Origin of the sequence: Ancylobacter dichloromethanicus (assembly GCF_018390645.1) — a bacterium.
In the GTDB taxonomy this organism is placed as follows: Bacteria; Pseudomonadota; Alphaproteobacteria; order Rhizobiales; family Xanthobacteraceae; genus Ancylobacter; species Ancylobacter dichloromethanicus.
On the sequence record NZ_JAHBGC010000004.1, the window covers coordinates 133,527 to 155,392 of the forward strand.

General features: G+C 69.5%; 21 protein-coding genes and 1 other annotated feature. Of the genes, 6 read left to right on the forward strand and 15 right to left on the reverse strand.

What is annotated here, in order from left to right:
- Positions 1-82 precede the first annotated feature (82 nt).
- The 5 genes from KHC23_RS00835 to KHC23_RS00855 form a co-directional block, all read right to left on the reverse strand.
- On the reverse strand, positions 83-799 hold the full coding sequence (locus KHC23_RS00835; RefSeq protein ID WP_213368375.1) for an ABC transporter ATP-binding protein: 717 nt from the start codon (positions 797-799) through the stop codon (positions 83-85).
- Positions 792-1,550, reverse strand: a complete 759-nt coding sequence (locus tag KHC23_RS00840; RefSeq protein ID WP_213368377.1) for an ABC transporter ATP-binding protein — start codon at positions 1,548-1,550, stop codon at positions 792-794. Before KHC23_RS00840 ends, KHC23_RS00835 begins: the two co-directional genes overlap by 8 nt.
- A complete protein-coding gene (locus KHC23_RS00845; protein ID WP_213368379.1) occupies positions 1,547-2,497 on the reverse strand; it encodes a branched-chain amino acid ABC transporter permease in 951 nt (316 codons plus the stop codon). The genes KHC23_RS00840 and KHC23_RS00845 overlap by 4 nt, the downstream gene beginning before the upstream one ends.
- Entirely contained in the window at positions 2,494-3,357 is an 864-nt protein-coding gene (locus KHC23_RS00850; protein WP_213368381.1) for a branched-chain amino acid ABC transporter permease, read from the reverse strand. The genes KHC23_RS00845 and KHC23_RS00850 overlap by 4 nt, the downstream gene beginning before the upstream one ends.
- Before the next feature lie 89 nt (positions 3,358-3,446).
- Positions 3,447-4,676 carry an amino acid ABC transporter substrate-binding protein gene (locus tag KHC23_RS00855; RefSeq protein ID WP_213368383.1) on the reverse strand — a complete coding sequence of 410 codons (1,230 nt, stop codon included), beginning with the start codon at positions 4,674-4,676 and terminating at the stop codon, positions 3,447-3,449.
- 431 nt (positions 4,677-5,107) lie between these two features.
- On the opposite strand from KHC23_RS00855, the gene KHC23_RS00860 reads away from it, so the two are divergent.
- The 4 genes from KHC23_RS00860 to nhaA all read left to right on the forward strand — a co-directional run bounded on the left by KHC23_RS00860 (position 5,108) and on the right by nhaA (position 8,551).
- Positions 5,108-5,608, forward strand: coding sequence for an SRPBCC family protein (locus tag KHC23_RS00860; RefSeq protein ID WP_213368385.1), 501 nt, complete (start codon positions 5,108-5,110; stop codon positions 5,606-5,608).
- A gap of 43 nt (positions 5,609-5,651) precedes the next feature.
- Positions 5,652-6,194: a (2Fe-2S)-binding protein gene (locus KHC23_RS00865; protein ID WP_213368387.1), complete on the forward strand. Its 543-nt coding sequence runs from the start codon at positions 5,652-5,654 to the stop codon at positions 6,192-6,194.
- A 9-nt stretch (positions 6,195-6,203) separates the two neighbouring features.
- Positions 6,204-7,025, forward strand: coding sequence for an FAD binding domain-containing protein (locus KHC23_RS00870; protein WP_213368389.1), 822 nt, complete (start codon positions 6,204-6,206; stop codon positions 7,023-7,025).
- A gap of 155 nt (positions 7,026-7,180) precedes the next feature.
- Positions 7,181-8,551 carry a Na+/H+ antiporter NhaA gene (gene nhaA / locus KHC23_RS00875; RefSeq protein WP_213368391.1) on the forward strand — a complete coding sequence of 457 codons (1,371 nt, stop codon included), beginning with the start codon at positions 7,181-7,183 and terminating at the stop codon, positions 8,549-8,551.
- 57 nt (positions 8,552-8,608) lie between these two features.
- Here the strand turns inward: nhaA and KHC23_RS00880 are convergent, their stop codons facing one another.
- From KHC23_RS00880 to KHC23_RS00895, 4 genes are all read right to left on the reverse strand, one after another.
- The gene (locus KHC23_RS00880) at positions 8,609-10,090 is read right to left on the reverse strand and encodes a SulP family inorganic anion transporter (protein WP_213368392.1); all 1,482 of its coding nucleotides are present in this window, start codon (positions 10,088-10,090) and stop codon (positions 8,609-8,611) included.
- A gap of 63 nt (positions 10,091-10,153) precedes the next feature.
- Positions 10,154-10,209 (reverse strand) — a sequence feature (sul1 is cis-regulatory element that is thought to sense ions involved in sulfur or methionine metabolism; They are found in Alphaproteobacteria).
- A 115-nt stretch (positions 10,210-10,324) separates the two neighbouring features.
- On the reverse strand, positions 10,325-10,672 hold the full coding sequence (locus tag KHC23_RS00885; RefSeq protein ID WP_213368394.1) for an Atu4866 domain-containing protein: 348 nt from the start codon (positions 10,670-10,672) through the stop codon (positions 10,325-10,327).
- A 9-nt stretch (positions 10,673-10,681) separates the two neighbouring features.
- On the reverse strand, positions 10,682-11,173 hold the full coding sequence (locus KHC23_RS00890; protein WP_246543955.1) for a carboxymuconolactone decarboxylase family protein: 492 nt from the start codon (positions 11,171-11,173) through the stop codon (positions 10,682-10,684).
- 10 nt (positions 11,174-11,183) lie between these two features.
- Complete coding sequence (locus tag KHC23_RS00895; protein WP_213368396.1) at positions 11,184-11,903, reverse strand: SDR family oxidoreductase; 720 nt, start codon at positions 11,901-11,903, stop codon at positions 11,184-11,186.
- A gap of 292 nt (positions 11,904-12,195) precedes the next feature.
- Between KHC23_RS00895 and KHC23_RS00900 the strand changes: the two genes are divergently transcribed.
- Together KHC23_RS00900 and mdoH are read left to right on the forward strand one after the other, a co-directional pair.
- Positions 12,196-13,722, forward strand: a complete 1,527-nt coding sequence (locus KHC23_RS00900; protein ID WP_213368398.1) for an OpgD/OpgG family glucan biosynthesis protein — start codon at positions 12,196-12,198, stop codon at positions 13,720-13,722.
- A complete protein-coding gene (gene mdoH, locus KHC23_RS00905; protein ID WP_213368400.1) occupies positions 13,719-15,950 on the forward strand; it encodes a glucans biosynthesis glucosyltransferase MdoH in 2,232 nt (743 codons plus the stop codon). Before KHC23_RS00900 ends, mdoH begins: the two co-directional genes overlap by 4 nt.
- Positions 15,951-15,983: 33 nt before the next feature.
- Here the strand turns inward: mdoH and KHC23_RS00910 are convergent, their stop codons facing one another.
- The 6 genes from KHC23_RS00910 to coxB all read right to left on the reverse strand — a co-directional run bounded on the left by KHC23_RS00910 (position 15,984) and on the right by coxB (position 21,866).
- Positions 15,984-16,121 carry a hypothetical protein gene (locus KHC23_RS00910; protein WP_213368401.1) on the reverse strand — a complete coding sequence of 46 codons (138 nt, stop codon included), beginning with the start codon at positions 16,119-16,121 and terminating at the stop codon, positions 15,984-15,986.
- Between the two features lie 123 nt (positions 16,122-16,244).
- On the reverse strand, positions 16,245-17,342 hold the full coding sequence (locus KHC23_RS00915; protein WP_213368403.1) for a c-type cytochrome: 1,098 nt from the start codon (positions 17,340-17,342) through the stop codon (positions 16,245-16,247).
- The gene (locus KHC23_RS00920; RefSeq protein WP_213368405.1) at positions 17,339-17,983 is read right to left on the reverse strand and encodes a cytochrome c oxidase assembly protein; all 645 of its coding nucleotides are present in this window, start codon (positions 17,981-17,983) and stop codon (positions 17,339-17,341) included. Before KHC23_RS00920 ends, KHC23_RS00915 begins: the two co-directional genes overlap by 4 nt.
- Entirely contained in the window at positions 17,980-18,348 is a 369-nt protein-coding gene (locus tag KHC23_RS00925; RefSeq protein ID WP_213368407.1) for a hypothetical protein, read from the reverse strand. Before KHC23_RS00925 ends, KHC23_RS00920 begins: the two co-directional genes overlap by 4 nt.
- A gap of 12 nt (positions 18,349-18,360) precedes the next feature.
- Positions 18,361-20,883, reverse strand: coding sequence for a cytochrome c oxidase subunit I (ctaD, locus tag KHC23_RS00930; RefSeq protein WP_213368409.1), 2,523 nt, complete (start codon positions 20,881-20,883; stop codon positions 18,361-18,363).
- Positions 20,880-21,866: a cytochrome c oxidase subunit II gene (gene coxB / locus KHC23_RS00935; RefSeq protein ID WP_213368411.1), complete on the reverse strand. Its 987-nt coding sequence runs from the start codon at positions 21,864-21,866 to the stop codon at positions 20,880-20,882. Before coxB ends, ctaD begins: the two co-directional genes overlap by 4 nt.

Here is a 21,866-nt window from a genome sequence, read left to right on the forward strand (position 1 = left end):
CGGGCGATGGTCATCCACTCAATGGCGACTGATGATACTAATGATAGAACCATTCATGCAAATTATTCTTATATAACCGCGATTAAATCGACAGGTAAGCCTCGCTGACCGTTGGGTCGCGCGCCAGTTCCGCGGAAGCGCCGAAGCGGGCGACGCGTCCGTTTTCCACGATGTAGGCGCGGTGCGAGAGCTCGAAGGCGGTCATCACGTCCTGCTCGACCAGCAGGATGGTCTGGCCGGCCCTGTTCAACGCCAGCAATGCCTCGCCCAGATGCTCCACCATGCGCGGGGAGAGGCCGAGCGAGAGTTCGTCGATCATGAGAAGGCGCGGGCGGGACATGATTCCGCGCCCCACCGCGCACATCTGCTGCTCGCCACCGGAGAGCGTGGTGGCATCCTGGCGCTGGCGGTCGCGCAGGATCGGGAACAGTTCGAACACCCAGTCGAGGTCGCGCGCGATCGCCTCGCGGTCGGTGCGCAGATAGGCGCCGAGCATCAGATTGTCGCGCACGGTCAGGCCGCGGAACAGGCGGCGGCCCTCCGGCACATGGGCGAGGCCGGCCTTGAGCACGACATCGGGCCGGGCGCCGCCGATGGAGGCGCCATTGAAACGGATCGTCCCCGCCCGGGGGGCGAGTTGGCCCGAGATGGTGCGCAGCAGCGTGCTCTTGCCGGCGCCGTTGGAGCCGACCAGGGCGACGATCTCGCCGGGATGGACCACGAGGTCCATGCCCCACAGCACCTGGATCTGCCCATAGCCGGAGGTCACGCCATCCAGCGCCAGCAGCGGCTCAGCCATGGTTGAGTTCCTTCAGCCGGGCGGCGAACTTGGCGCCGAGATAGGCCTCGATCACCCGCTCGTCGGCGACGATCTCCGCGCTCGGCCCGTCGGCGATGAGCTGGCCGTGATGCAGCACCAGCAGGCGCTTCGACAGGGAAAGGACGACCTTCATCAGGTGCTCGATGATCAGCACGGTGACGCCGCGATCGGCGATCCGGCGGATCAGGTCGAGCGCGCCGTCGATCTCGGACGAGTTGAGCCCGGCATTGACCTCGTCGAGCATCAGCACCCTCGGGTTCATGGCGAGGCTCTTGGCCAGTTCCAGCCGCTTGCGGGCGGCGAGGGCGAGATTGGCGGCGGGCCGGTCGGCCAGCGCGTCGAGACCGACGAATGCGAGGCTTTCCATCGCCATGTCGCGCGCATCGCCGAGCGAGCCGGCACCGCCGCCGAACAGCGCGCCGGCGGTGACGTTCTCCAGCACCGTCATCGCCGGGAACGGCTGGACGATCTGGAAGGTGCGGGCCAGCCCCCGGCGGGCGGCCTGATAGGGCTTCTGCAGCCCCACATCCTCGCTCCTGAACAGGATGCGGCCGGAGGAGCGGCGCAGATTGCCGGTGACCACATTGACCAGCGTGGTCTTGCCCGCTCCGTTCGGTCCGATCAGCCCGACCACCTCGCCCTCATTGAGCGAGAAGGACACATCGGTGAGCGCGCTGAGCCCGCCGAACTGCTTGGAGACGCCATCGAGGCGCAGGATCGGCTCGATCATTTGCCGCCCCCCACCTTGGCCGCGCGCAGGCGCCGTAGCACGCCGAGGCTGAGCAGCCCGCCGGGCAGGAAGAAGATCAGCAGCACGATGACGACGCCGAGAATGGCGCGGTTCCAGTCAAGGAAATTGGCCCAGAACAGTTCTTCCAGCAGCACGAACGCCGCCGCCCCGAGCGCCGGCCCGAGAATGGTGCCGGCCCCGCCGAGCAGCGCCATCACCACGACCTTCACGGTCATGACGATCTGGAACGAATCTGTCGGGTCGATATAGCCGGTCCACGAGGCATAGGCGGCGCCGGCGGTGGCGCAGAACATGGCCGAGAGCGTGTAGGCGGCGATCTTGTAGGCGGTGGTGTTGATGCCGACCATGGCGGCGGCATCCTCGTTCTGGTGGATGCAGCGCAGGCCGAAGCCGAGCCGCGAGCGGTCGACGAAGATCGTGGCGATGAGGCTGGCGAGCAGGATGGCGAGCATCACGAACAGGAAGAAGCGCATCAGCTGTTCCGGCGGCCAGGGCATCAGCGGCAGGTTCAGCCCATCGCCGCCGCCGGTCAGGCTCGACCAGGAGGAAATCACCAGCCGGCACAGCTCGACCACGGCAATGGAGCCGATGGCGAAGTAGTGGCCGCGCAGCCGCAGGATGATGCCGCCGAGCAGCGCGGCGAAGGCGGCGACCACGACGGTCGCGATCGCCCAGGCGAGGCCCATCGGAATGCCGTGGCGCTGGCAGATCGCGCCGACATAGGCGCCGAGGCCGAAGAAGGCGGCGGTGGAGAAGGAGGGGTAGCCGGTGAAGCCGCCGATGAAGTTCCACGAGGTCGCCAGCGCGCCATACATGGCGACGATGGCGGCGGTGCGCACCACGTAATTGTCGGCATAGAGCGGCGTGGTGGCGAGCACCAGCAGGCCGGCGATCATCGCCGCGTAGAGCGGAAAGCCGGATCTCATTCGTACCCCCTCACGCCGATCAGGCCGGTGGGCCGGGTGACGAGCAGCACCAGCATCAGCACGAAGCCGGCGGTGATCGCCTGCTGCGGGCCGAACCAGTGGCCTGCGAAGCTCTCGACCAGCCCCAGCACCAGCCCTCCGACCAGCGCGCCGGGCACCGAGCCGAGGCCGCCCACCACGCACACCACGAACGCCTTGCCGAGCCAGATGCCGGTGACGTTGGTGGTGATGGGAAACACGGTGGCGAACACCACGCCCGCCACCCCCGCCATCAGCGCGCCGATGCCGAAGGTGATGGCGTAGATGCGGTCGGTGCGGATGCCCATCAGTTCGGCCGCCGAGCGGTCCATGCGCACGGCGACGATGGCCCGGCCGATGGAGGAGCCGCGCATCACGCCATAGAGCAACAGCGTGAGGACAAGGGCGAGGGCGGTGCCGATGAGCCGGTCCACCGGCAGCACGACGGAGCCCAGATCGACGGCACCGAGATCCAGCGTGATCCGGCGCGGGGTCGCGGTGAACCAGTAGGTCATCGCGTTGTAGAGGATCATGTCGAGGCCGAAGGTCAGCGTCAGCGTGGTGAGGACGGGGGCGCTGACCACCCGGTTGATCACCAGCTTCTGCAGCGCGAAGCCGAGCGCGAACATCAGTGCCGCCACGATCGGCAGCATCACCACGGGATGAATGCCGTAGAGATGCCAGGCGAAGAAGGTGAGATAGCCGCCGAGGATGATGAAGGAGCCGTGGAGCATGTTGATGACGTTCAACACGCCCCAGACCAGCGAGAAGCCGACCGCCAGGCACGCATAGAGCGCGCCGAGCATCAGGCCGTTGGAGATGATCTGCAGGTAGATCGCCATGTCGCCCTGGTCGCGGCCGCCGGAGCAGCCTCAAGCTGGTGAGAGGGACGCGCGCCGGAAGGCCCGGCGCGCGCTCGGAACGCAGGCCGTCAGGGCATCGCGATCATGTCGGCGTTCTTGATGGCGGCCGGGGCCAGAACCTTGATGGTCCCGTCCTGCACCTGGATGATCGGCAGCTCGCGCGAGAGGTTCATGCCGTTGGGGCCGAACTTGATCGGGCCGTAGAAGGTCTGGATGTCGGTCGCGGCGATGGCGTCGCGCACCTTGGCCTTGTCGAGCGAGCCGGCACGGGCGAGCGCGTCGACGATGACCTCGCCAGCGGCGGCGCAGGAGCCGTGCACATAGTCCGGGTCGCCCTTGGTGCGGGCCTTGAAGTCCTCGTAGAAGGCGGCGGTGGTCGGCCACACGCCCTGTCCCTCATAGGAGGTGAGGTGGTGCCACCAGCTCGACGAGGAGATGCCGTTGGCGAGCGGACCGAGGCCTTCGGTGAATTCCTTGTAGGACGGGCCGGTGACCATGGTGACGATCGGCGCGGTGACGCCGAGGTCCTGCATCTGCTTGCGCGCGAGGATGAGGTCCTGGGTGTAGCCGGTGACGTAGATCCAGTCCGGCTTGGCGGCTTTGATGGAGGACAGGGCGGCGGCGTGGTCCATGGTGCCGACCGGGTAAAGCTCCTTGTAGACCACGTTCAGCCCGCCGGCCTCGGCCGCCTTGGCGATGCCCTCGGCCATCGACTTGGGGAAGACGTCGTCACGCCCGAGCACGGCGATCGTCTTGGTCTGCGGGAACTTCTCCTTGAAGAACGCCACCATCGCGGTGGTCATGCCGCCATTGGGCGAGAGCGTGCCGAACAGGTATTTCAGCGTCTGGTCGTACACGCTTTCCGAGGAGGCCACGCAGGCGATGGTCGGCACCTGGTAGCGCTCGCCGACGCCGGCCACGATCTTGGTATGGCCGGAGCCGAAGGGCGAGAACAGGAACTGCACCTTGTCGTCATTGATCAGCTTCTCGGCCAGCTGGGACGCGCGCTGACCTTCCGACTGGTAGTCGTACTCGATCAGCTCGACCTTGAGCTTCTTGTCGCCGACAGGGATGCCGCCGGCGGCATTCACCTTTTCGACCCACATCTTCCACACGACGTCCTGCTTGTGGCCCTCGTCGGCGAGGCCGCCGGTGAGGGCGAGCGGGGCGCCGATCTTGATGGTCTCCTGCGCGAGGGCGGGGGAGGACGCCATCAGCCCGGCCGCGAGAAGGCCGGAGGCCAATCCACCCGCCAGCAGGCCGGTGCGTGCGGAACGAAGGATACCCTGTGCGAACATGCGATTCTTCCCTGTGCTGGAAACGCCAAAAGGTCGCTTTGGCCCCTGCCCGGCGGGGCCTTCGTGTCGCGCGCCTCCGAGGTCGGGCGGGTCAGCGCCGAGATCGGATGGTATGGTGTGCTATGTAACGATACCATTCAAGCTGATTTGCTCAATATTTAATGATCTTGTGAGATGAGTTAATTTTGGGCAGCCGACGCTGAACAAGGGGGCATCGGCGCCCTCGCGATTGTGCGGGCCGTGCGGTCCCTTGCGCCAAGCTACGGTAAGGGAAGGCTGGGAAAGGCTTGGCACGGGTGTTGCTTCGTTCAGTCGCGACGCCTTCGTGCCCGGCGTCCATGTCGCCGCCCGCGGTCAGGCGGGCGAGGCGGCCATGTTTGTGCCTGCGCGCGGCCGAGGGGTCGGCGCGAGGCTATTGAGGCAGGTGGCACATGGAACTGACCGGCGCGCAGCGTATCGAAGCCCCCCGCGAGGCGGTGTGGCAGGCTCTGAACGACCCCGACATCCTCAGGCAGTGCATCCCCGGCTGCCAGGAACTGCTGCAATCCTCGCCCACGAGCTTCACCGCCAGGGTCGTGCTCAAGATCGGGCCGGTGAAAGCCACCTTTTCCGGCGCGGTGACGCTGTCCGATCTCGACCCGCCCCACCGCTACCGCATCGCCGGCGAGGGACAGGGCGGCGTTGCCGGCTTCGCCAGGGGGGGAGCCGATGTCCGTCTGGAGCCGGGGGAGGACGGAGCGACCCTTCTGACCTATGGCGCCCAGGCCCAGGTCGGCGGCAAGATCGCCCAGCTCGGCGCGCGGCTGATCGACAGTACCTCGCGAAAGCTGGCGGGCGAGTTCTTCGCCGCCTTCGCCCGGGCCGTCGCGCCCGATGCGCGTGAGTCGCTGGCGAATGCCTCGCCCTCGGCGGCGGACGAGGCCGCGCCCTGACCTTACGCGCGAGACGCGTCGCCCGCGAACGGGGAGCCATCCGATGCAAGACAGTTCATTCCGAGACAGCTCACTTCAGGAAGACAGCGTCTCCAAGGCCATCGCGCTGACCGTGAACGGCAGCCCTGTCTCCACCACCGTGGATGTGCGCACCCTGCTGGTACAGCTGCTGCGTGACCAACTGGCGCTGACCGGCACCCATGTCGGCTGCGACACCAGCCAGTGCGGCGCCTGCACTGTTCATGTCGACGGCGAGGCGGTCAAAGCCTGCGCCGTGCTGGCGGTGCAGGCCGATGGCGGCGAGGTGCTCACCATCGAGGGGCTGGCGCGCGGGGGCGCGCTGCATCCGATGCAGGACGCCTTTCGCGAGCATCACGGCCTGCAATGCGGCTTCTGCACCCCGGGCATGATCCTCGCCGGCATGGACATGGTGCGCCGTCACGGCCACGAGCTGGACGAGCGCACGGTACGGACGGAACTGGAGGGCAATATCTGCCGCTGCACCGGCTACCACAACATCGTCAGGGCGATCATCGCCGGGGCGCGGGCCATGGCCGCCGGCCCGGCCGTCGCGGCGGCGGAATAGGAGCGCGCCATGTTCGCCTTTGCCTATCACCGTCCCCGCTCCCTGGCCGATGCCGTCGGGCTGCTCGGCGCCCATGAAGAGGCCAAGCCGCTGGCCGGCGGGCAGACTCTGATCGCGACGCTGAAGCAGCGCCTGGCCGCGCCGGGCGATCTCGTCGACCTTGCGGCCGTGCCGGAACTCCGCGCCATCGCGCTGGAGGATGGGCGGCTTGTGGTCGGCGCCATGGCGCGCCATGCCGATGTCGCAGCCTCGCCGCTGGTGCGCGCGAGCCTGCCGGCGCTGGCGGCGCTGGCCGGGTTGATCGGCGATCCGGCGGTGCGCAATCGCGGCACCCTCGGCGGCTCGCTCGCCAATAACGACCCTTCGGCCGACTATCCGGCCGCCTGCCTCGCGCTGGCGGCGACCATTGTCACCAACCGCCGGGAGATCGCGGCGGCGGACTTCTTCACCGGCCTGTTCGAGACCGTGCTGGAACCGGACGAGATCGTGGTCAGGGTGATGTTTCCGCTGGGCGGGGAAGGGGCCTATGCGAAATTCCCCAACCCGGCCTCGCGCTACGCCATGGCCGGCGTCTTCGTCTGGCGCGGCGCGGGCGGCTCCGGCGAGGAGTTGGTGCGCGTCGCGGTCACCGGCGCCGGGCAGGGCGGGGTGTTCCGCTGGGCCGAGGCGGAGGCGGCGCTCGCCGCCGATTTTTCCGCTGCCGCGCTGGAGCCGCTGGGCCTTCCGGCCGAGGACATGATCGAGGACATTCATGGCAGCGGAGCCTATCGGGCGCATCTCGCCGGCGTGATGGCACGGCGCGCGGTGACGCGGATGGCGGGAGCCGGCTAGCGCGGCGCCTCGCATGGTTCCTGCCCGGTGAGGATGCGTCGGGGCTTGGAACGGCCGTCCTCCTGCCCTAAAACAGGCCCGGGTGTCGTCAGCCGCATTCTGCGGCGAGGACAGGTAAGTGCGCAGGTCGGGCCGCCGCGCAGGGACCTGACTTGATGAGAAGACGCTTTTCCCGTGTGCGCCTGCGCACGCGCCTCGCTTCCGAACGTGCCTTCGTCTCCGTCCAGCGTTTTCTCCACATCGAGGCCGTCAGCGGCGTCGTCCTGCTTGGCGCGGCGGTGATCGCGCTGGCCTGGGCCAATTCGAGCGCCGCGCAGAGCTATCACGACCTCTGGCACGCGCCGCTGAGCCTGGGCCTCGGCCCCTTCGTCATTTCGCAATCGCTGCATTTCTGGATCAACGACGCGCTGATGACGGTGTTCTTCCTCGTCGTCGGCATGGAGATCCGCCGCGAGATCCATGAGGGCTCGCTTGCCGACATGCGCTCGGCCGCGCTGCCGATGGTTGCCGCGCTGGGCGGGGTGATCGTCCCGGCGGCGATCTATCTTGCCTTCAACGGCGCGCCGCCGGCGCGCGATGGCTGGGCGGTGCCGACCGCGACCGACATCGCCTTCGCGGTGGGCGTGCTGGCCCTGCTCGGCAAGGCGGTGCCGGTGAACCTGCGCATCTTCCTGCTGGCGCTCGCCATCATCGACGACATCGTCGCCATCCTGATCATCGCCCTGTTCTACTCCGGCGGGCTGGACTATAGCGGCCTGCTGGTGGCGGGTGGCGGCATCGCGCTGGTCGTGGTGCTGCAGATGGCGGGCATCGGCAGCGCCTATGCCTACATCCTGCCGGGCGCGATCCTGTGGATCGGCCTGCTGCAGACCGGCGCCCACCCCACGCTCGCCGGCGTGATCCTGGGCATGATGACGCCGGTGCTGCCGGTGGCGGGGCGCGAGCCGCCGCTCCAGGCCGCCGCGCGGGCGCTGGAAGATATCCGCCGCGCCGCCGATGCGCCGCGGGCCTCGATGTCCCAGGTGATCGCGTCGGCGGACGAGCTTCGGCTCGCGCAGCGCGAACTGGTGCCGCCGGTGACCCGGGTGCAGATGACGCTGCACCCGTGGGTCGCCTATCTCGTCATGCCGCTGTTCGCACTTGCCAATGCCGGCGTCAGCCTCGACGGGCTCGATCTGGCGCGGCCGGAGGCGCAGGGAATCCTGGTCGGCGTCGTCGCGGCGCTGGTGCTGGGCAAGCCGCTCGGCGTGGTCGGCGCCAGCTGGCTGGTGGTGCGGATGGGCTGGGCCACGCTGCCGGCGGGGGTGAACTGGGCGGGCGTGCTGCTGGTCGGCCTGCTCGCCGGCATCGGCTTCACCATGTCGATCTTCATCGCCACGCTGGCCTTCGAGGATGCCGCCCTGCTCGGCGCCGCCAAGCTCGGCGTGCTACTGGCCTCGGTGAGCGCGGCGGTGCTCGGGCTCATATGGGGCGCGCTGCGCCTGCGCGGTGGCCAGCGGGCGGAGGCGGAAGCGGCCACGCATTAGATGGATTGCCACAGGGCGGCGGCGCGCCGCCGTCGTCCTGCGGCGACCCCGGCGGCGTCAGTGCAGGCTGGTGGCCGCCGGCATGTCCTTGTCATGGGTGCCGAAGCGGTCGACCATGGTGGCGCTGGCCTCGTTGAGCCCGATCACCTCGACGCTGGCCCCCGCCTTGCGGAACTTCAGCACCGCCTTGTCCAGTGCGCCGATCGAGGTGATGTCCCAGAAATGGGCGTGGGTAAGGTCGATCACCACCTCGCGCGCCGGGTTGTCGAAATCGAAGCCGGCGAGGAACACCTCGGACGAGGCGAAGAATATCTGCCCCTCGACGACGAAGGTGATGCGGCCGGCCGCCTCGTCGATGATCTCGCCCACCGCCACCAGCTGCGACACCTTGCCGGCGAAGAACACGCCCGAGAGCAGCACGCCCACCAGCACGCCGATGGCGAGGTCGTGGGTGGTCACCACGGTGACCACTGTCGCCAGCATGACCAGCGAGGAGGAGCGCGGGTTGGTGCGCAGGTCGAGGATCGAGCGCCAGGAGAAGGTGCCGATCGAGACCATGATCATCACCGCCACCAGCGCCGCCATCGGGATGATGCGCACCAGGTCGTCGAGCACGAGGATCAGGAACAGCAGGAAGCTGCCGGCGACGAAGGTGGAAAGCCGCCCGCGCCCGCCGGAGGTGACGTTGATCACCGACTGGCCGATCATGGCGCAGCCGCCCATGCCGCCGATCAGCGCCGAGGCGATGTTGCTGGCGCCCTGGCCGACGCATTCCTGGCTCTTGTTGCTCAGCGTGTCGGTCATGTCGTCGACGATCTGGGCGGTGAGCAGCGATTCCAGCAGCCCGACGGCCGCCAGCGTGAGCGAATAGGGCAGGATGATCTGCAGCGTCTCCAGCGTCAGCGGCACGTTGGGCAGCGTCAGCATCGGCAGGCCGGAGGGCAGGTCGCCGAGATCGCCGACCGTGCGCAGGTCGATCCCGCTCCACCACGCGAACAGGGTGAGCGCGGCGATGGCGACGAGCGGCGAGGGCACCGCCCTGGTCAGGCGCGGAAACAGGTAGATGATGGCGAGCCCGACCGCGATCATCGGGTAGGTCTCCATCGGCACGCCGATCAGTTCGGGCAGCTGGGCCATGAAGATGAGGATGGCCAGCGCGTTGACGAAGCCGGTGATGACCGAGCGCGAGACGAAGCGCATCACCCGCCCCAGCTTCAGCAGGCCGGCGAGGAACTGGATCAGCCCCATCAGGATCGTCGCGGCGAAGAGATATTCCAGCCCGTGGTCGCGCACCAGCGACACCATCACCACGGCGGTGGCGGCGGTGGCGGCCGAGATCATGCCCGGGCGCCCGCCGACGATGGCGGAAACGCAGGCGATGGCGAAGGAGCCGAACAGGCCCACCTTCGGGTCGACCCCGGCGATGACGGAGAAGCCGATGGCTTCGGGAATGAGCGCAAGGGCGACGACGATACCGGCAAGGATGTCGCCGCGAATATTGGAGGTCCAGTCGCGGAAATAGCGTGAGGTCAATGTCATGAGAGCAATCTTCGCAAAGAGCAGGCGCCCGCCGGCAAGGCGGTGAGACGGGCGCTGACGATGCGTGGTCCGGCGGATCGGCGGCCGGAAGAGCCACCCGGGCTTTCACCGGGTCCTGACGAATGACCGTCACCTAGATCAATTTGTGCCGCAGTGCAATATCTGGCTGACGCCCCGCCGCCCGCAGGCCGGGCCAGGCGGGGCGCGCGCGTCGTCTCCCGGCCTCGCCGGCCCTCATTTCTGGCGGCGAAACACCATGCCGCCATGGTGCAGCGTGTCGGCGTCGACAAACACGCCGTCGGCGGTGAAGCCGGTGTCGTCCCAGTAGAAGATCTCGCTGCCGGTCACCTCGTAGCGGCCCTGATAGGCGCTCTGGCGGTTTCCGCGCGCCTCGTCATAGCGGCCATTCGGCAGCAGTTCGTGCCAGATGTGGCGGTCGGGCGTGACCCACATGCCGACATAGGGATGGTCCTGTGACGGCGACGGGCGGGACGCGGGCGGGTTCATCTGGGCAGTGGCTCCGGCGATCGGGAAAAAGGGAGCGGCGGCGAGCAGGAGTGCGGTGGCGGAAAGCCGTTTCATGCAGACCTCCTAGCGCTTGCCGGCGGCCGCGGCGCGGCGGGCGGCGAACAGTTCCGCCAGCGCCTGCGAGGCGGCGATGGCGCGCGGGAAGCCGGCGGTCACCGTGGTGACATAGACGACCTCCTTCAGCTCCTCCTCGGACACCCCGAGATTGAGCGCGTATCCGGCGTGAATCTGCAGAAAGGCGGTCTGGCCGGTGGCGGCGAAAGCGGCGACGGCCGCGAGCTGGCGGGTGCGGTCGTCGAGGCCGGGCCGTGACCAGACATCGCCCAGCGCATAGGCTTCAGTCGCCTCGGCGAGGAAGGGGAACGCCTCGCGCATGCGTTCGAGCGTGGGCTGCGAGGCGCCCTTGTTCAGCTTCTGGATTACCGCGTCACCGCGCTGGCGGCGTTCGTCCAGGGTGTCGGCGCCGGCGGCGCAGGGCGCCGCCGCCAGCACAAGCGCCGCAAGGGGGGCACGCACCGGGTGCGGGATAGGGAGGGGCATGATGGAGCGAGTCATGGGTCTCACCTCATTGGGTGCTGGCGGTGGGGCGCACGACGATCTCGCTCACATCGACATCGTCGGGCTGTTCGATGGCGTAGCGGACGGCACGGCCGATCGCGTCCGGCTGCAGGGCGATGGCGCGGTAGCTCCTCATCGCCTCGGCGGCGACCGGATCGGTGATGGTGTGGGCGAGTTCGCTTTCCACCACGCCGGGGTGGATGCAGGTGACGCGCAGGCGGTCATTCTCCTGCCGCAGCCCGTCGGAGAGGGCGCGCACCGCGAATTTCGTCGCGCAATAGACAGCCGCCGTCGGCGAAACGGCCAGCGCGCCGATGGACGCGATGTTGACGATGTGGCCGGAGCCGCGCGCTGTCATCTCCGGCAGCACGGCGGCGATGCCGTGGAGCACGCCCTTGATGTTGACGTCGACCATGCGGTCCCACTCCTCCACCTTGAGCGAGGCCATCGGCGAGAGCGGCATGATGCCGGCATTGTTGACGATGACGTCGACGCGGCCGAAGCGCTGGCGGGCGGCGTGCGCGAAGGCGGCGACATCGGCGCGGTCGGTGACGTCGAGCCGGCGCACCAGCACCTCTCCGCCGATCTCGTTCGCCAGCGCTTCCAGGCGTTCCGTGCGGCGGGCGCCGAGCACGAGCCTGGCGCCGGCCCTGCCGAGTTCACGGGCGATGCCGGCACCGATGCCGCTGGAGGCGCCGGTAACGAGCACAATCTTGTCGAGGGGCATCAAATTCGTCCTTTCACCAAGCGTTTGACTGCTGGGTGAAAGATGGGCCCGGGCGATTGTCGCGATAAGTCACTGAATGTTTAACAGAATGTAAAGCACAGCTAACCTGTCCAGCTCGAACTCGACGCGCCGCATGCCCGCCTCGTCTCGCATGGCGAGGCGCGAGCCGGCTCTAACCGCGGCCCTGCCGCCGTTCGGCGCGTGCGGCGCAGCAAGAGCCAGGGAACCCTGAGCGTCCTGCGCACTTGTCTGGTGGGCGGGGCGTGCCGCCCTGAAACGCGCGAGGTCAGGCATGCATCGACGACACCTGTTGCTGGGTCTGGGGCTCCTGGCGATGTCGCCGGTGCCGTTCCCGCGCCTCGGCATCACCGAGGCGTGGTCGGACGAGGAGGGGAGCGTTGCCTTCGACGCGCAGACCGTGCGGCAACTGGCGCGCGATCTCGCGTCCAAGCCGTTCAAGGCCGCATCGGGCGACCTGCCCCGCGCCTTCGACGAACTGAGCTATGACGACTACCGCAACATCCGCTTCAACGCCGACCAGGCGCTATGGCGCGACGACAACACCGGCTTCCAGGCGCAGCTGCTTCACCGCGGCTTCCTGTTCCGCGAGCGGGTGGATGTCTTTCAGGTAGCCGACGGCAAGGCCCGCAGGCTGGCCTACGACCCGGCGATGTTCCGTTTCGAGCATGGAGTCGCCCAGCCGCAGGAAAAGACCGATATCGGCTTCTCCGGCTTCCGGCTGCACGGCCCGATCAACCGGCCGGACTATTTCGACGAGATCGCCGTGTTCCAGGGCGCCAGCTATTTCCGCGCGCTCGGCAAGGGGCAGGTCTATGGCTCGTCCGCCCGTGGCCTCGCGATCAAGACCGGCGACGCCGGCGGCGAGGAATTCCCGGCCTTCCGCGCCTTCTGGCTGGAGAAGCCGCGCCCGGGGGTGGATTCGGTGGTGGTCCATGCGCTGCTCGACAGCCCCAGCGCGGCGGCGGTGCATCGCTTCACCATCCGTCCCGGCGACGAGACGCTGATGTCGGTCGAGATGACGGTCTATCCCCGCGTCGATATCGACCAGGTCGGCATCGGCGCGCTGACCAGCATGTTCATGTTCGGCCCCAATGATCGCGACGGCGTCGACGATTTCCGCCCGATGGTGTGCGACGCCAATGGCCTCGCCATCGTCACCGGCGGCGGCGAGCGGCTCTGGCGGCCGCTGTCCAACCCGCAGCGGCTGCAGATATCCTCCTTCGCCGTCTCCGACCTGCGCGGTTTCGGCCTGATGCAGCGCCAGCGCTCCTTCTTCGACTATCAGGACCTCGAAGCGCGCTATGAGCGCCGCCCCAGCGTCTGGGTCGAGCCGATCGGCGACTGGGGCGACGGCTCGGTGATGCTGGTCGAGATACCGACACCGGAGGAGATACACGACAACATCGCCGCCTTCTGGCGGCCGCGCGAGCCGCTGCGCAAGGGGCGCGAATACAGCACCACCTACCGGCTGCACTGGGGCTGGACCGGCCCCGACCCGGCCGGTATCGGGCGCTTCGGCGCCACCCGCGTCGGCGGCAATGCCGAACGGCGGCTGTTCGTGCTCGATGTCGTCGGCGACACGGTGAAGGATCTTCCTCCGGAAGGGCTTTCGGCACGGGTGACGGCCAGCGCCGGGGAGGTGAGGGACATTGTGCTGCAGCCCAATCCCGAGATCAAAGGCTGGCGCGTCTCCTTCGCGCTGCTGCCCGGCGGGGCGGAGAATGTCGAGCTTCGCGCCGAGTTCCTGCGCGGAGAGGAGCGCCTGGCGGAGAGCTGGGTGTACCGGTGGTCGGCATGAGGCGGGCCGGCGGACCGGACGCGCCACACCGCCCGCCCGGCGATGGCGTCGCGCCGGCGCTGCCGCCGGAGGCCCCGCTGGCGATGCCGGTGCAGTCCCTCGCCCGGGCGCCGGTGGCGGGGCGGCCCGCGCCGCGCCGCGCCGGGCTGTTCCTGCGCCGCGCCTTCGTCATCGGCGGGGCGGGGCTGCTCACCATCATCGCCGCCCGCGAGATGTACCTGGTGCTGGATGTCGGCGGCCTTACCTTGCTGGAATATCTGGTCCTCGGCCTTTTCGTCATCCTGTTCGCGTGGATCGGCTTCGCCTTCACCAATGCGCTGAGCGGGCTGCCCAGCCTGCTGCGCCGGCCGGACGGGCATCTCGGCATCGAGCCGGACGGACCTCTGCCGGCGGTGGCCGCGCGTGTCGCGATCCTGCTGCCGGTCTACAATGAAGAGCCGTCGCGGGTGCTGGCCGGCCTGCAGGCCACCTGGGAATCGCTGGAATCCACCGGCGCTGCCGGCCGTTTCGATGTCTTCATCCTCAGCGACACCACCGACGCCGACATCTGGGTCGCGGAGGAAGCGGGCTTCCTCGATCTGCGCGCCCGCACCGGCGGCGAGCGGCGGCTGTTCTACCGCCGGCGGCCGCGCAACACCGGGCGCAAGGCGGGCAACATCGCCGAATGGGTGACCCGCTTCGGCGGCGCCTATGAGAGTTTCCTCATTCTCGATGCCGACAGCCTGATGACCGGGGAGTGCATCCTGCGCCTCGCCGCCGCCATGGCGGCCAACCCGAAGGCCGGGCTGATCCAGACCCTGCCGGTGATCATTGGCGGGCGCACGCTGTTCGCCCGGCTGCAGCAGTTCGCCGGCCGGCTGTATGGCCCGCTGATCGCCCATGGCCTTGCCAGTTGGAGTGGGCCGGAAAGCAATTACTGGGGTCATAACGCCATGATCCGCACCCGCGCCTTCGCCGAGGCGGCGGGACTGCCGGAACTCGCGGGCACGCGCCCGTTCGGCGGCCATATCCTCAGCCATGATTTCGTCGAGGCGGCGCTGATGCGCCGGCAGGGCTGGGGCATGTACATGGTGCCGTGGCTGGAAGGCTCCTATGAGGAGGGCCCGCCCACCCTGACCGACCTCGCCATCCGCGACCGCCGCTGGTGCCAGGGCAATCTGCAGCACATGGCGGTGCTGCCGGCGCGCGGCCTGCACCCGGTCAGCCGGCTGCACCTGCTCACCGGCATCGGCTCCTACCTCACCGCCCCGCTGTGGCTGGCGATGCTGCTGGCGGGCCTCGCCACCGCGCTGCAGGCCCGCTTCGTGCCGCCGGACTATTTCCCCGCCGGCTTCTCGCTGTTTCCCAGCTGGCCGGCGCAGGACCCGATCCGCGCCATCTGGGTCTTTGTCGGCACGATGGCGGTGCTGCTGCTGCCCAAGCTGTTCGCCTTCATCGCGCTGCTGGCGACGCCGGTGCGGCGCCGGCGCTTCGGCGGCGGCGGCCGGGCCCTTGTCGGCATGCTGGGGGAGACGCTGATTTCCGGCCTGCTGGCGCCGGTGACGATGTTCACCCAGTCGGTGGCGGTGGTCGGCATTCTCGCCGGGCGCGATGGCGGCTGGCAGCCGCAGCGGCGCGACGACGACCGCATCGACACCGCCTCCGTCGTCCGCTTCTTCCTGCCCCATACGGCGTGCGGATGGCTGCTCGGCGCAGCGGCGCTCAGCATCTCGCTGCCGCTGTTCCTGTGGATGACGCCGGTGGTGCTGGGCCTCGCGCTGGCGATTCCGCTGGTGCTGTGGACCGGGGCGGCGCGCCCCGCGACGCAGGCCCTGTTCCGCATCCCGGAGGAGCACGAGCCGCCGGCGGTGGTGGCGCGGGCGCGGCAATTGCGGGAGGCTCCCACCTCGGCGACGACGCGCGAAGCGGTGGACCGGCTCGCCTCCGCCCCGGCCCTGCTGGCATTCCACCGGGCGCAGCTTGCCGATGGTGAACGCCGGCCCGGCGACTACGCGCCGGAAAGGCTGATCGCCCGGGCCAAGATCGAGGATGCGTCCGATCTGGATACGGTCCGCCGGCTCCTCACCGCGCGCGAGAAGGCCGCCGCGCTGGGCGATTTCCGCTCGCTGGAGGCCCTGCTGGCTCTCGTCGCGGCGGAGGCCGGCAAGGCCCTGCCGCCTGATGCTGGCGCGGGCGGGCGCCCCGCCGCGCCGCTGCACGGGCCCGAGGTCGCGGCTGCGCAGCCCTGACCCGGTGCTCGCGCCCTGTGGGGCACTCCTGCTTCACAGCGGGCTGTTGCGATCGACCTTTTCCTCGGGGAGCTCGATGCCCTTCGCCTTGCGGCGCTGCTGCGACTGGCGGATGGCATAGGCCATCACTGCGAGAAGGAGCAGGGCTCCGACACCGTATAGCATTTCCATGGCTGCTTCGTCCGTGTCCGTGCGGTGAAAGGCGCCCGCAGGCGCATCGCCCGACCTGCCGCCGGGTCTCATGGGCCAACGCCGGCGGGCCGGGCCTGTTCCGATCCGGCGAATTTTCGGCCATCAGCGCGCCGCGTTGGCCGGATCCGGATCCCGGCCCTGGCCGGCATAGAATTCGGCGACCGCGTCGATCGCCTGGTCCGGAAGCCGCTCGGCGATGCGATGCATCACCCGCGCCGTGGGGCCGCGCGCCTCGCTCGCCTTCATCCGGCGCAACTGAGTGGCGAGATAGGCAGCATCCTGCCCGCCCAGATAGGGATAGCGCGGGTTGCGGCGCGGGGACGCGCCGTGGCAGCTCTGGCAGGCCGGCACGTCGTTCTCGGGCTGGCCCTGAAAGGCGATCCGCGCGCCTTCGCTGCCATCGGGCGCGGCCTGCTCGCGCACCCCGCCGCGGCCCGCATAATACGCCGCCAGCCGCGTCAGGTCCTCCGGCGGGAGCCCGTCGACGGCGAACTGCATGATGCCGCTGGGGCGGGTGCCGTCGGCGAAGGCCTCGAGCGTTGCGAGGAGATATGCCTCGCTCTGGCCGCCAAGGACGGGGAAGGCGCCGCCGGACGAGGTGCCGTCGCGCCCGTGGCAGCGCACGCAGCCTTCCAGCGCCGGGTCGGCGGCAGGCGCCGGCACCGCCTCGCCGAAGGCAAGGCGGCGATACTCCTCGCCGGACATCTCCGGCAGGGCGCGCAGGAACGCCACCATCGACCAGACCTCGTCGCTGCGCTGCGGCGCGATCCAGGCCGGCATGCCAGTATATTTCACCCCGTGGCGGACGATCCGCGACAACTCGCGCGGCGTCCATTTCGCCGTTACTTGCGTCAGCCCGGGCGGCATCGGCGTCATGTGCGGGGCGAGCGTCGGCGAGGGGTGTTCGGGCGATCCGTGGCAGAAGGCGCAGGAGGTCTCGAAATGCCCGGCGGCGCGGCGGATACGGGCGGGGCTGTCGAGATCGGCCGGCGGCTCGGGCTCGAGCATGGCGTAGGTTCGGGTCGCGTTCTGCATCACCCAGTGCAGCCCCCATGAGGTGATCCGCCAATGGCCGCCGCTGGCGCCGATGTCGATGACGCCGGACCAGGCGACCAGCAGGGCGAGCGCCAGCGCGCTGCCGATGGCGGCGAGCGCCCGGCGCGGGGTGACGCGGAAGGACAGGCGGCGGCGAAGATTCATGATGCTGGCTCCCGCGCCGGGGGGGGATCGGCCACCACCCGCGCCATCAGCCCCAGCCCGCCGGCGAGATAGACCAGGCCGCCGGCCAGCAGCATGATGACGCCGCCGAGCTGCTGGTCGGCCACCGCCGTCGCCGGGTCGGCGCCGCAGATCGGCACGCCGTTCTCGACATAAAGCGGCCGGCCGGCGAAGGCGAGCAGCGCCCCGAGCAGCGTCATGTGCATCGAGGTCAGCAGCAGGCCCATCGTGCCGACCAGCGCGCCGGCCATCGTGCCGGCACTGGCGCGGCCGAGGCAGGAGATCCACAGCAGCAGCCCCACAAGCAGGAAGCTGGCCTGTTCGGCGACGAATTGCGGCCCCCCGGCGCGGGCCGCGCCGTGTAGCGCCGGCATGTGCCAGCCCCACACAATGGCGAATTCCAGCATCGCCGCGAGCAGCGGGGCGAACAGCCAAGGCAGCCGCCGCGAGGGATCGAGCCGCGTCTCCACCACGCCGACGGCGATCAGCGGGGCGGCGAACGCCACCACCGCCATGTGCATCGTCATATGCGCCGCAAAGGACTGCGCCGCCAACGCCGGCAGCGGGCCGCCCCAGACGATGAGAAGGACGATCAGGCCGGTGAGGAGTGCCGCCCGCCTCATGCCCCGCACTCCGCGATGAACAGCGCCGGCAGCGCGCCGAACAGCACCGCGACCGCGCTGAGCCCGGCCAGCAGCAGGGTCGCGAAGGCGAGAAAGTGCTTCTGGTCCTCGTCGGTCGGCTGGTTGTGCGGCGGCGCATCGGAGCCGAAGCCCCAATGACGCACCGCCTGCGCGCCCGCGGCGGCGATGATGACGAGCGCCAGCCCGGTGGCGGCGGCGATAGCGAGGCGCAGTTCGCCCAGCGCCTCCGGCGCCTTGGCGCAGATGATAGCGCCGGCGACGTAGCAGAACAGGAAGTGCAGCGCCCACACGGCGGGGGGCGTCAGCAGCGTCCACAGGTTCGGGGTCTCGCGGCGGAACAGCATGATGGGCGCCCCTCACGTCGCCCGCGGCGCGAGCACCAGCACGGCCAGCGTCGTCGCCACGGTGAGGAAGGCGAAGTGCCCGTAGAGCACCACGTTGCGCAGGTCGATGTCGTGCCGCGCGGTGAGGCGGCCGGCCAGCGCGCCGGCCAGGCAATAGCCCTGCATCAGCACGCCGACGCCGAGGTGCAGCGCGGTCCACAGCACCAGCACCCACACGGTGGCGGGATAGACATGGGCGACGGGGTCGAGCCCGGCCTGCCAGGGCGCCAGCAGCAGCAGCGCCGCGCCGGCCACCGAGAGCAGCGCCGCCGCGCCGATCAGCAGCCGGACCCGGCCCGCATGGCCGCCGCCATTGGCCCGGCGGGCGCCCAGCATGGCGGCCCAGGCGGCGAGCGCGGCGGCGCCGCCACCCAGCATCAGGGCGCCATCGGGCGGCGCCATGCCGGCGGGCGGAAAGGCCGGGTGGATGGTCCAGTAGTAGAAATAGGCGAACACCAGGCTGATGAAGGCGGTGCCGTCGCCGACCATGGTGATGAACATCGCCCACCAGCCGACCGAGGCCGGGCCGGAGGCGTAGAGCGGCAGGGTGACGCCGAGGCCGGCGCCGCGCTCCGGTTTCTCGGGAATGGCGGCGGTGCCGGTCCACAGCCAGACCATGATGGCGGCGATGCCGAGCGCGCCGGAGGCGATGGCAAGGAGCCACCAGTGGAAGGTGGTGGCGATGAAACTGCCGCCGATCAGCACCGCGGCGATGAGCGGCTTGAAGCTGTTGCCGGGCACCCGCAGCACCTGCAGCGGCGTCGCGTCGAGCACGTCGGTGATCAGCGTCTCGCGCTTTCCCTCCGGCGCGCCGGGCAGGTAGAACTTCCCCTCGTCGATCTCGCGGATGAGGTTCGGCTGGTCCCAGAGCGGGTAGCGGCTGCGGATCGGCGGCACCGAGCGTATGCCCCAGGGCTCGGACGGGTCGCCCGCCACCCATTCCAGCGTGCCGGCATTCCACGGGTTGCGCGGCGCGCGCGGCTTGCCGGGGCGCAGCGCGTCCCACACCATCACCAGCACGCCGGCCGCCATGGTGAAGGCGCCGACGGTGGAGACGAGGTTCAGCCAGTCCCAGCCGAGCCCTTCCGGGTAGGTGTAGACCCGGCGCGGCATGCCGCGCAGCCCGGTGATGTGCATCGGCAGGAAGGCGATGTTGAAGCCGGCGAACATCAGCCAGAACGACCAGCGCCCGAGCCGTGCCGACAGCATCCGCCCGACCACGAAGGGGTAGAAATAATAGAGGCCGGCGATCAGCGGAAAGAACATGCCGCCGATCAGCGTGTAGTGCAGGTGGGCGACGATGAAATAGCTGTCATGCGCCTGCCAGTCGAACGGGGCGAGCGCCACCATCACCCCGGTCAGCCCGCCGAACACGAAGATGGCGAGCGCCCCGGTGGCGAACAGCATGGGGATGGAGAAGATCGCCCGCCCGGCCAGCAGGGTGGCGACGAAGACGAAGATCTGCACCCCGGTGGGGATCGCCACCGCCTCCGAGGCGGCCGAGAAGAAGCCGAGCGACAGCCACGGCAGGCCGATGGTGAACATGTGGTGCGCCCACAGCCCGAAGCTGAGGAAGCCGGTGCCGACCGCCGCCAGAACGATCCAGCCATAGCCGAGGATCGGCCGGCGGGCGAAGGTCGGCACGATCATCGCCAGCAGGGCGATCGAGGGCAGGAAGATGATGTAGACTTCCGGGTGGCCGAAGATCCAGAACAGGTGCTGCCACAGCACCGGATCGCCCCCGCGCGCCGCATCGAAGAACGGCCAGTCGAACAGCCGCTGCATCTCGAACAGGATGTCGCCGGCGATCAGTGGGGGGAAGGCGAACAGGATCATGCCGCCGACGATCAGCACGTACCAGGCGTAGAGCGGCATCAGGTTGATGCGCATGCCGGGCGGGCGGCACTTCAGCACGCCGACGATCAGCTCCACCGCCGCCGCGATGGAGGCGATCTCGATGAAGGACAGGCCGAGCAGCCAGATGTCGGCGCCGATGCCGGTCTGTTCGGTGTCGGTGGCGAGCGGGGGATACATGAACCAGCCGCTGTCCGGCGCGGCGTTGAACAGGATCGAGCCGCCGACGAACACGCCGCCGATGAGGAAGCACCAGAAGCCGAAGGCGGACAGGCGCGGGAAGGGCAGGTCGCGCGCCGCCAGCATCTGCGGCAGGATGAGGATCGCCACCGCCTCGAAGATCGGCACGGCGAACAGGAACATCATCATCGTGCCGTGCAGCGTGAACAGCTGGTTGTAGGTGCCGGGCGAGACGAGGTCGTTGCCCGGCACCGCGAGCTGTGCGCGGATGATCAGCGCCAGCACGCCGGCGAAGAGGAAGAAGAAGAATGAGGCGCCGGTGTACCAGAGGCCCACCGTCTGGTTGTTGCAGGCGGAGAAATGGCGCCAGCCGCGGGGCGTCTCCCACGCCGCCCGCAGTTCGGCCTCCTCCCGGCGCATGCGCGCGTCGTCGGTCTCGGTCCGCGGCTCGACGGCGCTCATCGCAGGCTCCCCAGATAGGCGTCTATGGCGTCGAGCTGGTCCGACTCCAGCGCGCCGAAGGCGGGCATGCGCACGCCGGGCTTGAGCTTTTCGGTCTCGCTGACGAAGCGGCGGCGGTTCGCCGGCGTGTTGGCCAGGAGGCCGGCGCCGAGCGTCGGCCGCGCCGCGACATGGGTGAGGTCCGGCCCGATGGTGCCGGTTGCCGGGGTGCCGCGCACGCTGTGACAGCCGCCGCAGCCATTGGCGAGAAAGGCCCCGGCATCGGCGGTGGCGGCGGCCGGCGCGCGCTCGCGGGCGAGCCACGCCTCGAACGCCGCCGGCTCCATCACCTCGACGGAAAACGCCATGAAGGCATGGGCGCGGCCGCAGAACTCGGCGCAGACGCCCCGATAGGTGCCGGTGCGCTCGGGGTTGAGCACCAGCCGGTTGGTGCGGCCGGGGATCATGTCGAGCTTGCCGGCCAGCGCCGGAATCCAGAACGAATGGATCACGTCGGCGCTGTCGAGCAGGATCTCCGCCGGGCGTCCGGCCGGCAGGCGCAGTTCGTTGGCGGTCTCGACCTCGCCCTGCGCGGTTCGATAGGTGACGCGCCACCAATATTGCTCGCCGGAGACATGGACCGTCAGCGCGGGTTCGCCGGCGCGCAGCACCGGCATCAGCCGCAGCCCGAAGGTCAGCAGGGCGGCGAGGATGAGGGTGGGGATGATCGCACCCGCCCACAGCACGATCCGCAACCCGGCGCGTTCGCCGAGCGGCGTCTTCTGGAAACGGCCGGCGAACACCGCCGTGCCGATCACCGCCAGCCAGATGATGGCGGCGCCGGCCAGCATCACCCAGAACAGGCGCGCCACCTCGGCGGCTTCCCGCCCGGCCGGGTCGAGCGCGGATTGCGGGCCCGAGCAGGCACCGAGCAGCAGGCCGGCGCCGGCGACGAGCGCAGCCTTCTCCAGCCCTTCGAACGCCCTGCCCCCTTTCGCGCCCAT